Below are 12,355 nucleotides of genomic sequence, written 5' to 3'. Positions count from 1 at the left end.
TGATGGCAGGTCACGCCCGCAGCGGCAGCACGCGGTCGGGCGGACGATGGCCATCGAAGAAGGCGCGGATGTTGATGATCACCTTCTCACCCATGTCGATGCGGCCTTCGAGCGTCGCCGAGCCCATATGCGGCAACAGCACGACCTTGCCTTTGTGGGCGAGCTTCAGAAGCTTGCTGTTCAGCGCCGGCTCGTGCTCGTAGACGTCGAGGCCGGCGCCGGCGATCTTGCCGTCATGGATGAGCTTGACCAGCGATTCCTCATCGATGATATCGCCGCGCGCGGTGTTGACTATGTAAGCGGACGGTTGCAGAAGCGCCAGCCGCCGCGCCGAAAGCAGGTGGAAGGTTGCCGGTGTCGATGGGCAATTGACCGAGATAATGTCCATACGGGCAAGCATCTGGTCGAGGCTTTCCCAATATGTGGCTTCCAACTCGTCCTCGATTGCCGGCAGCACGCGGTGGCGGTTGTGGTAGTGGATCGAGAGGCCAAAGGCCTTGGCGCGCCTGGCGACGGCGGTGCCGATGCGACCCATGCCGACAATGCCGAGCCGTTTGCCCCAGATGCGACGGCCGAGCATCCAGGTCGGCGACCAGCCCGCCCATTTCTTGTCCCCGGTCAGCACGTTGGCGCCTTCGGCCAGCCGTCGCGGCACGGCCAGCATCAGCGCCATGGTCATGTCGGCCGTATCTTCGGTCAGCACGTTCGGCGTATTGGTGACGGTGATGCCTTTCTTGGCCGCTGCCGCAACGTCGATCTTGTCGACGCCATTGCCGAAATTGGCGATCAGCTTGAGCTTGTCGCCGGCTTGGGCAATCAGCGCCGCGTCGATATTATCGGTCACGGTCGGCACCAGCACGTCAGCCTCCTTGACCGCCGCCACCAGTTCCGGCTGCGTCATCGGCCTGTCCTCGACATTCAACCGGGCGTCGAACAACTCGCGCATGCGGGTCTCGACCGGGTCGGGCAACTTGCGCGTGATGACGACGAGGGGCTTCTTTTTGCCTGCCATTGTTTCCTCGAACCCGATCTCGTTGAGACCTCTTTAACCAAGAACGGCGAAACTGAGAGCCGATCGCGGTACCGGTCATCCATGTAACAAGTGGTTCCGCCGAACACAAAGAAAAAGGGGCGCGAAGGCCGATGGGCCGGCGCCGAAAGGAACGAAAGTGTCTGGTTTCGCGTCGCTCCGCCTGACCCTCAGTGCAGCATTCCTCGGCGCTCTCATCCATAGCCCACTGGTGATGGCGCAAAGTGCCGCGGCCCCCGCCCAGAGCGTCACGCTCGGACCAAGCGGCTTGCCGCTGCCGCGCTTCGTCAGCCTGAAATCCGGCCGCGTCAACTCGCGCGTCGGGCCGGGCGTCAACTATTCCGTCGATTGGATGTACATGAAACCAGGCCTGCCGATGGAGATCATCCAGGAGTTCGATACATGGCGCCGCGTGCGCGATGCCGACGGCTCGGAAGGCTGGATCAATCAGTCGCTGCTTTCGGGCCGCCGCACGGCGATCGTCGCCCCCTGGCAGCGCGGCAAGGACGCCCGCATCAACCTCCTCGACGACCCGGCAAAAGATGCAAGCGTCATCGCGATCCTCGAACCGGGGGTGATGGGCACGATCAAGTCCTGCGATGGCCAATGGTGCGAAATGACCTTCGACGGCCATACCGGCTGGCTCGCCCAGTCGCTCGTCTGGGGCGCCTATCCCGGCGAAAAGGTCAAGAACTGACGCTTCCGAACCGGAGGTCAGGCCAGCGCTGCAAGCACCGGATCCGGCATTTTGTTTCGCTGTTCTTCAATTCGGGGATGATCTAGCCGCCGATGCGGCCGAGATGGGTATCCTGGAAACTGCTCGACAGCTTCAAGCCATAGCCCAGGGCGCGGTCGATGGCGATGTGGGCGATCCAGATCAGCGCAACGGATGTCGCCAATGCATTGTCAAAGACGCTGCCGAAAAGCGCCAGCAGAACGGGCAAGACCAGTATGTGCAAGGTGTTGTAGGCGACGGCCCCGACGCGCGGCCCGGCCATGTAACCCAGGATCGACAGGTCGGGCGCCAGGACGAGCACTGCAAATAGCCACCAGGAAGCACCGGCCATTGCATAGAAGACAAGAGCCGCCACCGCGACGGCGACCCATTCGAGCCGGAGCGTCAAATCCAGGAAATTCATAAGGCGCCGGTCAGTCGCAGCGTTTCGGACGCAGTCTCACCACGATATCGACATTGGCGATCTCCATGCCTTCCGGCGGTTCCGGCAGGTTGGAAACCGTCACCGGGCCGCTGTCGATATCGAAGATCCTGTTTTCGCCCTCGATATAGAAATGATGGTGATCGGAGGTGTTGGTGTCGAAATAGGTCTTCGATCCCTCGACGGCAAGGATGCGCAAAAGGCCAGCCTGGGTGAACTGGTGCAGAGCATTGTAGACGGTGGCCAGAGACACCGGCACGCCGGCGGCAAGCGCTTCCTCGTGCAGTTCCTCGGCCGAAAGGTGGCGGTCGCCCTTGGCGAAAAGCAGATCGGCCAGCGCGATACGCTGGCGTGTCGGCCTCAGACCGGCTTCGCGAACCCGCTTGTCCACAGCGACATTATCCTTCCGGCAACCCAGATCCATCTATCCGTCGCGCCCACAGTTCCGTCTCAGACACGTCCAAAATGGCAGAAATAGAGCATCTGCCGAAATTGGACGTGTCCTGACATATATTCTGTCGGCCGAATGCGATCAATAGCGCGCATTGACCCGGGCAGACGGGCAGGTTAAGCGCAAACGCCGGTTTCCGGCCTGAAACAGATTGTGTTAGGAAACCACCAGCATGGGCGCCTATCGCCCGGGACGATCACGGGGACGAGATTGATGGCGGGTTCGAAATCCAGCTACGGTTACGAGGAATTGCTTGCCTGCGCCCGCGGCGAGCTGTTCGGACCGGGAAATGCGCAACTGCCCTATCCGCCGATGCTGATGTTCGACCGCATCACCGAGATCAGCGAAACCGGCGGTGCGTTCGACAAGGGTTTCATCCGCGCAGAATTCGATATCAAGCCGGATTTGTGGTTTTTCGCCTGCCATTTCATCGGCAATCCGATCATGCCGGGATGCCTGGGCCTGGACGCCATGTGGCAGTTGACGGGTTTCTACCTTGGATGGCTCGGCGAACCAGGCAAGGGAATGGCGCTGTCGACAGGTGAGGTGAGATTCAAAGGCATGGTCACGCCTTCGGTCAAGAAGGTGGAGTATGGCGTCGACTTCAAGCGAGTGATGCGCGGTCGGCTTGTGCTTGGCATCGCCGATGGCTGGCTGAAGGCAGATGGCGAGCCCATATATGCGGCAACGGATCTGAAGGTCGGTCTGTCCAAGCAATCGGCCGCCGGCTGAGCGAAGACCAACAGTGCCACGTCTTGGACATCTAAAGGACGCTGTAGCACTTTAATTTGCGCATGGTTCCGTTCCGGAAACTTAATCAGGTTTCGGAGGTCCGTGCTGGAAGGAGTTGCGAATGAGACGGGTCGTAGTCACAGGTCTCGGCATCGTGTCGTCGATCGGCAACAATGCCAACGAGGTGCAGGCCTCCTTGCATGATGCCAGGTCCGGCATCAGCTTTTCCGACTCTTTCGCCGAGCATGGCTTCCGTTGCCGGGTGTGGGGAGCGCCGACGCTGGATCCGTCGGGAATGATCGACCGTCGCGCCATGCGCTTCCTGTCGCAAGGTGCTGCTTGGAACCATGTCGCGATGGACCAGGCGATCGCAGACGCCGGCCTCGACGAGACCGACATCACCAACGAGCGCACCGGCATCGTAATGGGCTCCGGCGGACCGTCGACCCGTGCAATCGTCGAAGCGGCCGAGACGACGATCAAAAACGGCAGCCCCAAGCGGATCGGCCCGTTCGCGGTGCCAAAAGCGATGTCGTCGACCGCTTCAGCGACGCTTGCCACTTGGTTCAAGATCCACGGCGTCAACTATTCGATCTCATCGGCCTGCTCGACGTCAGCGCATTGCATCGGCAATGGCTACGAGCTGATCCAGTGGGGGAAGCAGGACATCGTCTTCGCCGGCGGTCATGAGGATCTCGACTGGACGATGTCGGATCTGTTCGATGCCATGGGCGCCATGTCGTCCAAGTTCAACGACAGGGCATCAGTCGCCTCGCGCGCCTACGACGTCGATCGCGACGGTTTCGTCATTGCCGGCGGCGCCGGCGTGCTGATTCTTGAAGAGCTCGAGCATGCCAAGGCACGCGGCGCCAAGATCTATGCCGAGATCGTCGGCTATGGCGCCACCTCCGACGGCTACGACATGGTGGCGCCGTCGGGCGAAGGCGCGGCTCGCTGCATGAAGCAGGCGCTCGCAACGGTGTCCTCGCCGGTCGACTATATTAATACGCACGGCACTTCGACGCCGGTCGGCGACTCCAAGGAAATGGGCGCCATCCGCGAGGTGTTCGGCGAGAAGATGCCTTTCATCACGTCGACCAAATCGCTGACCGGTCATTCGCTGGGTGCGGCCGGCGTGCAGGAATCGATCTACTCGATCCTGATGATGCAAGGCGGCTTTATCGGCGAGAGCGCCCACATTGACAACCTCGATCCGGAATTCGAAGGCATGCCGATCGTGCGCAAGCGCATCGACGAAGCCAGGATCGACACCGTTTTGTCCAATTCGTTCGGTTTCGGTGGCACCAACGCTACGCTGATTTTCCAGCGCTATTCCGCATAAGGATTTGCCGACCATGGACGGATTGATGAAGGGCAAGCGCGGGCTTGTCATGGGCGTCGCCAACGATCATTCGATCGCCTGGGGCATCGCCCGCAAACTGTCCGAACATGGCGCGGATCTCGCCTTCACCTATCAGGGTGAGGCCTTCGGGCGCCGCGTCAAGCCGCTCGCCGAGAAACTGGGCGCATCGCTGGTGGTACCTTGCGACGTCGAGGACAGCGCATCGGTCGCCGCGACTTTCGAGACTTTGGGCAAGGCGTGGGGCGGGCTGGATTTCGTCGTCCATGCCATCGGCTTTTCCGACAAGAACGAGCTGAAAGGCCTCTACGCCGACACCAGCCGCGACAACTTCATCCGCACCATGGTGATCTCCTGCTACTCCTTCACCGAGGTCGCCCGTCACGCCGCCACGTTGATGAAGGATAGCGGTTCGATGATCACGCTGACCTATGCCGGTTCGGTCCGCGTCATGCCGAACTACAACGTCATGGGCGTCGCCAAGGCCGGGCTGGAGGCCAGCGTCCGCTATCTAGCCAACGACTACGGCCCGCGCGGCATCAGGGTGAACGGCATATCGGCTGGACCGGTGCGGACGCTTGCCGGCGCCGGGATTTCCGACGCACGCCACATGTTCTCCTACCAGCAGCGCAACTCGCCGCTACGCCGCACGGTGACAATCGACGAAGTCGGCGGCTCAGCGCTCTATCTGCTGTCCGATCTGTCCTCCGGCGTCACCGGCGAAATCCACTATGTCGATTCCGGCTATCACATCGTGTCCATGCCGACGCTTGACGAGTTGAAGCAAACCGACGGCGGGCGGGAATAGCGCGAGCGACGTGTCGCCGGCTTGCCCCGCAGCGTTTCAGCGTCGCGCCGAGAAGACCTTGAACATGCCGTCGCGGGCGAGCTCCGCATGGCTGGAGAAGGCGGCCGCCAGCACCGGTTCGTAGGGAAGCTGACGGTTCGCCACCATGAACAGCCGGCCGCCCGGCTTCAGCGCCTTGCCTGCCGCGCGGATCATGCCGGCACCGATTTCGGGCTCAGTCGCCCGGCTGCGGTGAAAGGGCGGGTTCATGGCGATCACATCGTAGCGGTGCTCGACCGGCTCGCTCAAAAGATCTATCCAGAAGAAACGTGGCTCCAGGCCTGTGTTGCCGACATTGACCTTCGCCGCCTCCAGCGCCTCGAAATCCGCTTCGTAAAGGTCAAGCGCCGATATGCCGGGTGAGCGGGCGGCGACTTCGGCGGCGACATAGCCCCAACCGGCACAGAAATCCGCAACGCTGCCACGCAGATCGTTGGGCAGATTTTCGACCAGCAGCTTCGATCCGGCATCGATCTTGTGGAACGAAAACATGCCTGGGGCCGTGCGGAAGCGGTCCTCGACCACCAAGTCCGGATTGGCGGCGCGAAGCGTTGCCGCGGCAACGGTATCGGCCGGCCGGCGAAACCAGAAGGCAATGCCGTGATGCTTCGGCAGGTGGCCTTCGGGCGGCACAAGGGCGCCGACATGCTTGCGCAGGCTGGCGATACCATCGTCCTTACCGCCGGCGACGACGATCAACCCGCCTGATGCCACGTGCTCGATCGCTTCTGCGACGCGCACCTCGTTTTGTCCGCGATGGCGGCCAGCGAGCACTAGCGCCGCGTCGAAAGCCTTGCCTTCCACTTGCGGCGTGACGGTGAAGCCGGACGCCTGCAAGGCGCGAAAATGCGGCCTGAAGCCTTGGACGAGATGAAGCTTGGCATCGAAGCCTTCGAGCAAGCGAAAGCCGGGCTCGGCACCGAGAAAAAGAATACGTTCATCCTTTCGCGGCAGGGAAACGGTCCCGGCCTCGAAAGGATGGAAAAGCGTCTTCAGCGGCTCGGCGGACATTCACCACTCTTGAACTGCAAGGCTGTTGTTGAAATGCAAACGGGCGCGACCTTCCGGCGCGCCCGCTTCGATTGCTTTATGCGTTCGACGGAACGCAACCCCGCTTAGGCGGCGTTTTCTTCGCCTTCGCTCTTCTTATCGCGGGCGATTTCCTTGCCGGTGGCCTGGTCGACGACCTTCATCGACAGGCGGACCTTGCCGCGCTCGTCGAAGCCCATCAGCTTGACCCAGACCTTGTCGCCTTCCTTGACCACATCGGAGGTCTTGGCGACGCGATCATTGGCGAGCTGCGAGATGTGGACGAGGCCGTCACGCGGACCGAAGAAGTTGACGAAAGCGCCGAAGTCGGCGGTCTTGACGACCGTGCCTTCGTAGATTTCACCGACTTCCGGCTCGGCGACGATGGTGTGGATCCACTTCTTCGCCGCCTCGATTTCCTTGGCGTTGGCCGAAGCGATCTTGACCGTGCCGTCATCCTCGATGTTGATCTTGGCGCCGGTCTTTTCGACGATCTCGCGGATGACCTTGCCGCCCGAGCCGATCACGTCGCGGATCTTGTCGGTCGGGATGTGCATGACCTCGATGCGCGGCGCGAACTCGCCGAGCTCGGCACGCGCGCCGGACAGCGCATGGGCCATTTCGCCGAGAATGTGCTGACGGCCATCCTTGGCCTGGTCGAGGGCGATCTTCATGATCTCTTCGGTGATGCCCTCGATCTTGATGTCCATCTGCAGCGAGGTGATGCCGTAGGCGGTGCCGGCAACCTTGAAATCCATGTCGCCGAGGTGGTCCTCGTCGCCGAGGATATCGGAGAGCACGGCGAAGCGCTCGCCTTCCTTGATCAGGCCCATCGCAATGCCGGCGACCGGCTTGGCCAGCGGCACACCGGCATCCATCAGCGCCAGCGAGGTGCCGCAGACGGTAGCCATCGAGGACGAGCCGTTGGACTCGGTGATCTCCGAAACGACGCGCAACGTATAGGGGAACTGGTCGGCGGTCGGCAGCATCGGCCGGATGGCGCGCCAGGCGAGCTTGCCGTGGCCGATTTCGCGGCGGCCGGGCGAACCCATACGGCCCGTTTCACCGACCGAATAGGGAGGGAAATTGTAGTGCAGGAGGAACTTCTCCTTGTACATGCCGGTCAGCGAATCGACATACTGCTCGTCCTCGCCGGTGCCGAGCGTGGCGACGACCAGCGCCTGGGTCTCGCCGCGAGTGAACAGCGCCGAGCCGTGTGTGCGCGGCAGGACGCCGACTTCCGAGACGATCTTGCGGACCGTCTTCAGGTCGCGGCCGTCGATGCGCGAGCCGGTGTCGAGGATGTTCCAGCGCACGACCTTGGCCTGGAGTTCCTTGAACACGGTGCCGATCTGTTCGGACGTGTATTTGGCCTCTTCGCCTTCTGCCGGCGCAAACGCGGCCTTGACCTTCGCCTTGACGGCGTCGACGGCGGCATAGCGCTTCTGCTTGTCGGTGATCTTGTAGGCATCGCGAAGCTCGCCTTCGACGATCTTGAGCATCTCGGCTTCAAGCGCGGAATAGTCCGGCGCGGTGAAATCGCGCGGGTCCTTGGCGGCGACTTCGGCCAGCTTGATGATCGCGTCGATCACCGGCTGGAAGCCCCTGTGGCCGAACATCACGGCGCCGAGCATCAGATCCTCGCCGAGTTCCTTGGCTTCGGACTCGACCATCAGCACGGCGTCGGCGGTGCCGGCGACGACCAGGTCGAGCTTCGATTCCTGCATCTCGTCGACATGCGGGTTGAGCACGTATTCGCCGTTAATGTAGCCAACGCGGGCGCCACCAACCGGGCCCATGAACGGCACGCCGGACAAGGTCAGTGCGGCGGAGGTGGCGACGATCGACAGGATGTCCGGATCATTTTCGAGATCGTGCTGGACGACGGTGACAACGATCTGGGTGTCGTTCTTGTAGCCTTCGGCGAAGAGCGGGCGGATCGGGCGGTCAATCAGGCGGGAAACCAGCGTTTCCTTCTCGCTCGGACGGCCTTCACGCTTGAAATAGCCACCCGGGATCTTGCCGGCGGCGTAAGTCTTTTCCTGGTAGTTGACCGTCAGGGGAAAGAAATCGAGGCCGGGCTTCGGCTCTTTCATCGAGACGACGGTGGCGAGAACCTTGGTTTCGCCATAGGTGGCCAGCACCGCGCCGTCAGCCTGACGTGCGATCTTGCCGGTTTCGAGAATGAGCGGACGGCCGCCCCATTCGATTTCCACTTTGTGGTAATTGAACATATCTTGTCCTTCGTATGCGGAAAGGGCCGCGCCGTTGCAGCGTGCGCGGATGCCCCTTTCCCTTGGCTTCCTTTCTCGGGCAGCCACGGGCAAGACAACGGGAAGCTCGGCTATTCGGCGCATTTGCCGCGCGAGCGTCCTGCAATCCTGCCCCATGACCGTCCATGGGCGGTTTCGAGTGGCCCTCTGCTGTTTCGAAACCGGGTTGGCCAATCGATCCGACTGGCCTTGCGCGTGAACCCGAAAACCAGGTTTTCGGAAAGTATCCTGCGCAAATCTAAAACTTCAGAGCGTCCTTTGCGCATCCAAACCGGTGCGCGGCGCTCTGCTTTCTTCATTGGAGCCTTGGATGATCCGATGCTCCAATGCGCGACCGGCGGGCTCTCGAAAGAACCCGCCGGTCAATTCGTCAACGGCGCAGACCGAGCTTCTCGATCAGCGTCTGATAGCGCGCGTCGTCCTTGCGCTTGAGATAATCAAGCAGGCTGCGGCGCTGGGAAACGAGAGCGAGCAGGCCACGGCGGGAATGGTTATCCTTCTTGTGGTCCTTGAAATGATCGGTCAGGTTCTTGATGCGCTCGGAAAGGATGGCCACCTGGACTTCCGGAGACCCGGTATCGCCCTTGGCGGTTGCGAATTCGCCCATCAATTCCTTCTTGCGTTCGGCAGTAATCGACATCGTGTTTTTCCTTGTCTGTTTGAGGAAACGGGACGCCCTCAGCCGGGATGTCGTCCAGCAGGGGCCGGTGCAAGCAACGCGTCAAAGCGCGAAGCTGCGGCGCATATAGTGCAATTCCGACAAAAAGGCCAGCCCAATTCACAAGCCGGCTTTTTGCTGCATAAACGGGCACTTCCGCATGGTCAGAGCCATTTCTTCCATTTGAAGTATGCGTAGAGCCCGACCGCAACAATCGCCATGAAGACGAGCGACAGGGGATAGCCGTAATAGGCTTTCAGCTCCGGCATGTTCCAGGGCGAGGTGTCGGGGTCGAAATTCATGCCCCATACGCCGACGAGAAAGGTGAGCGGCATGAAGATCACCGAGACGATGGTCAAATAGCTGATGACGTCGTTGGTGCGCGCCTGGCTGAGCGACAGGTGCATCTCGATCAGGCCGGTCAGCATATCGCGCTGGGTTTCGACCAGTTCGATCAATCGCAGCGAATGATCCAGCGTGTCGTTCAGGAATAATTTGGTTTCGGCCTTCACATAAGAGACGTCGTTGCGGATCATGGTCGCCAGCGCGTCGCGCATCGGCCAAAGCACGCCCTTCAGCACATTGGCGTCGCGCCGCAATTCGTGAAGCTGCCGCATCTGGTGCTTGTGCGCCTGGTTCAGCATCTGGTCCTCGATGCTGTCGACCAATTCGCCGGCAGCCTCGATCGGCGGGAAATAGCTGTCGACGATGGCGTCGATCAAAGCATAGGCGAGATAGTCGGCGCCGCGCGAGCGCAAGCGGTTGGGCACCGAGCTCGCGATCCGCTTGCGCACGGGATCGAACGGGTCGCCTTCGCGCTCCTGGAAGGTGACGACGAAGTTCTTGCCGAAGAAGACGGCGATCTGTTCGTAACGATGGGCGGTGACATCGTCGATCATCCTGACGACGACAAAGGCATGGTCCTCGAAGAAATCCACCTTGGGCCGCTGACCGGTGTTGACGACATCTTCCAGCGCCAGCGGATGCAGGTTGAAGATCCCGCCGATCTCCTCGATCAGCTGGATGTTGGCGAGGCCGGTGCAGTCGAGCCAGATGATCGGCCAATTGTGGCAATGAGTGTTGACGTCGTCGATGCTGGCATTGTCGATCGTCTTGAACTTCTCAGGCGAGATCAATGTCAGCCTGAGCTCGGAGCGGCGCGCCGCCGGGTCGGCGATCAGCGTGCCCGGCGAAGCCCCGACCGGTGGCCGCCGTGTTTTGAGCGCCGCTCGCTTGTTGACCGTGTCAGCCTTTGCCATGTGCCCCCTCGAGTGCAGCGTCGAACGGCACTACAGCACAGCGCATCTTTTCGGACGACAAACGACGCCGTAGCCCTGTTGATTTAGCGCATGATCCTTTCCCAAAATAGAATCCGGTTTGGAGATCATGCGCCGGGCGACAGCTGTTACCCGACAAAGACCCGCTTTGGCTTGAACATGCCTTGCTCGATGGCGCCGATGGCGACCAGCTTGCCGCGCGCGGTGGCGCAGGCCTCCTCAGCTTCTACCGGCGCGTCACGGCCGCGAATGATGACCGGATTGCCGAGGCGGATTTTGGTTGCCGCATCGTCGCTGATCGCAACCTGCGGCAAGCATTCGAGCGCCGCGGCGGTGTCGACCAGAAGTGCATCGATGGCACCGAAGTCGATCGGCGCGTCCGCTGCTTGCGAAGCGTCCTCGCTCTGTTCGCCGAAGCGGGCGGCCTCCAGCTCGGCCAAGGTGACGAAATCTTCCTGCGTGAACGGCTCGACCTCGACCCGCCGCAGCTCGGCGATGTGACCAAAACAGCCAAGGTCGCGCCCCATGTCGCGCGCCAGCGAGCGGACATAGGTGCCCTTGCCGCATTCGACCTCGAAGATGGTGCGATCGGCCATGTGCTCGACCAGGTCGAGCCGGCCGATCTCGACCTCGCGTGCCGGAATGTCGACCGTCTCGCCGTCGCGGGCAAGGTCGTAGGCGCGCTCGCCGGCGATCTTGATCGCTGAGAATTGCGGCGGTGTCTGCATGATCACGCCGGTATATTTCGAAAGCAGCGCCAGCACTTCGGATTCCGCCGGACGGAGGTCTGAGCTTTTGGTCGCCGCGCCTTCGAGGTCGTCGGTCGAACGCTCCTCGCCCCAGGCGACGGTGAAGCGGTAGACCTTGGCGCCGTCCTGGACGTAAGGCACAGTCTTCGTCGCCTCGCCAAGCGCGATCGGCAGCATGCCCGACGCCAGCGGGTCGAGCGTGCCGGCATGGCCGGCCTTTTCCGCCAGGAACAGCCATTTGATCTTGGAGACGGCTTCGGTCGAGCCCATGCCGACCGGCTTGTCCAGTACCAGCCAGCCCGAGATCGGCCGGCCCTTCTTCTTGCCGCGACGCGCCACTATTCGCTGTCCTTCCGGTCGTCTTTGTCTTTGTCTTTGTCGTCGGCGCTGAGATCGCGCGCCACTTCGGGCGAGTGCAGCAATTCGTTGATCTTCTGGAAATTATCGTAGCTGGTATCGAGCCGGAAGCGGAATTCCGGCATGTACTTCATCTGCCGCAGCGCGCCGGAGACGCGGCCGCGGACGAACTTGGCATGCTTGTTGAGCGCTTCGACCACCGCACCGGCATCCTTGGCGCCGAGCGGCGAGACGAAGGCGGTGGCGATCTTCAGATCGGGCGACATGCGCACTTCGGAGACCGAGACCACTGTGTTCTCGATCAGCGGATCGAGGATATCGCCGCGCTGCAAGGTTTCGGATAGCGCATGGCGCACCTGCTCTCCGACTCGCAGCATGCGCTGGGATGGGCCTGACGGGGTCGAACGGGGCATTTTCCTCGGTCCTGAAATCGTG

13 protein-coding genes are annotated in these 12,355 nt (G+C 61.7%); 4 read left to right on the top strand and 9 right to left on the bottom strand.

What is annotated here, in order from left to right:
- Positions 1-10: 10 nt before the first annotated feature.
- Positions 11-1,012 carry a 2-hydroxyacid dehydrogenase gene (locus NKJ09_RS20485; RefSeq protein WP_023719550.1) on the bottom strand — a complete coding sequence of 334 codons (1,002 nt, stop codon included), beginning with the start codon at positions 1,010-1,012 and terminating at the stop codon, positions 11-13.
- Positions 1,013-1,169: 157 nt separating this feature from the next.
- Between NKJ09_RS20485 and NKJ09_RS20480 the strand changes: the two genes are divergently transcribed.
- Positions 1,170-1,727, top strand: a complete 558-nt coding sequence (locus tag NKJ09_RS20480; RefSeq protein ID WP_023719551.1) for an SH3 domain-containing protein — start codon at positions 1,170-1,172, stop codon at positions 1,725-1,727.
- An 82-nt stretch (positions 1,728-1,809) separates the two neighbouring features.
- Here the strand turns inward: NKJ09_RS20480 and NKJ09_RS20475 are convergent, their stop codons facing one another.
- Together NKJ09_RS20475 and irrA are read right to left on the bottom strand one after the other, a co-directional pair.
- Positions 1,810-2,169 carry a DUF4260 domain-containing protein gene (locus tag NKJ09_RS20475; protein ID WP_023719552.1) on the bottom strand — a complete coding sequence of 120 codons (360 nt, stop codon included), beginning with the start codon at positions 2,167-2,169 and terminating at the stop codon, positions 1,810-1,812.
- A gap of 10 nt (positions 2,170-2,179) precedes the next feature.
- Positions 2,180-2,611 (bottom strand): iron response transcriptional regulator IrrA, encoded by a 432-nt coding sequence (gene irrA / locus NKJ09_RS20470; RefSeq protein ID WP_023676913.1) that lies wholly within the window; start codon positions 2,609-2,611, stop codon positions 2,180-2,182.
- Positions 2,612-2,851: 240 nt separating this feature from the next.
- Between irrA and fabA the strand changes: the two genes are divergently transcribed.
- The 3 genes from fabA (at position 2,852) to fabI (ending at position 5,538) form a co-directional block, all read left to right on the top strand.
- Positions 2,852-3,370 carry a 3-hydroxyacyl-[acyl-carrier-protein] dehydratase FabA gene (gene fabA / locus NKJ09_RS20465; protein WP_352483234.1) on the top strand — a complete coding sequence of 173 codons (519 nt, stop codon included), beginning with the start codon at positions 2,852-2,854 and terminating at the stop codon, positions 3,368-3,370.
- 121 nt (positions 3,371-3,491) lie between these two features.
- The gene (fabB, locus tag NKJ09_RS20460) at positions 3,492-4,712 is read left to right on the top strand and encodes a beta-ketoacyl-ACP synthase I (protein WP_023719554.1); all 1,221 of its coding nucleotides are present in this window, start codon (positions 3,492-3,494) and stop codon (positions 4,710-4,712) included.
- Between the two features lie 13 nt (positions 4,713-4,725).
- On the top strand, positions 4,726-5,538 hold the full coding sequence (gene fabI, locus NKJ09_RS20455; protein ID WP_023719555.1) for an enoyl-ACP reductase FabI: 813 nt from the start codon (positions 4,726-4,728) through the stop codon (positions 5,536-5,538).
- Positions 5,539-5,574: 36 nt separating this feature from the next.
- Here fabI and NKJ09_RS20450 read toward each other — a convergent pair whose 3' ends face one another.
- The 6 genes from NKJ09_RS20450 to rbfA form a co-directional block, all read right to left on the bottom strand.
- Positions 5,575-6,588, bottom strand: a complete 1,014-nt coding sequence (locus tag NKJ09_RS20450) for a class I SAM-dependent methyltransferase (protein WP_352763382.1) — start codon at positions 6,586-6,588, stop codon at positions 5,575-5,577.
- Between the two features lie 104 nt (positions 6,589-6,692).
- Positions 6,693-8,840 (bottom strand): polyribonucleotide nucleotidyltransferase, encoded by a 2,148-nt coding sequence (gene pnp / locus NKJ09_RS20445; protein ID WP_023719557.1) that lies wholly within the window; start codon positions 8,838-8,840, stop codon positions 6,693-6,695.
- A 409-nt stretch (positions 8,841-9,249) separates the two neighbouring features.
- On the bottom strand, positions 9,250-9,561 hold the full coding sequence (rpsO, locus tag NKJ09_RS20440) for a 30S ribosomal protein S15 (protein ID WP_280940423.1): 312 nt from the start codon (positions 9,559-9,561) through the stop codon (positions 9,250-9,252).
- Between the two features lie 140 nt (positions 9,562-9,701).
- A complete protein-coding gene (gene corA / locus NKJ09_RS20435; protein WP_023719558.1) occupies positions 9,702-10,796 on the bottom strand; it encodes a magnesium/cobalt transporter CorA in 1,095 nt (364 codons plus the stop codon).
- A gap of 146 nt (positions 10,797-10,942) precedes the next feature.
- Positions 10,943-11,902 carry a tRNA pseudouridine(55) synthase TruB gene (truB, locus tag NKJ09_RS20430; protein ID WP_352493774.1) on the bottom strand — a complete coding sequence of 320 codons (960 nt, stop codon included), beginning with the start codon at positions 11,900-11,902 and terminating at the stop codon, positions 10,943-10,945.
- On the bottom strand, positions 11,902-12,333 hold the full coding sequence (gene rbfA, locus NKJ09_RS20425; RefSeq protein ID WP_352493773.1) for a 30S ribosome-binding factor RbfA: 432 nt from the start codon (positions 12,331-12,333) through the stop codon (positions 11,902-11,904). Before rbfA ends, truB begins: the two co-directional genes overlap by 1 nt.
- Positions 12,334-12,355 lie beyond the last annotated feature (22 nt).

Origin of the sequence: Mesorhizobium sp. M0189, assembly GCF_040322135.1 — a bacterium.
Taxonomy (GTDB): Bacteria; Pseudomonadota; Alphaproteobacteria; order Rhizobiales; family Rhizobiaceae; genus Mesorhizobium.
This window is presented reverse-complemented; position numbering and strand designations above follow the sequence as displayed.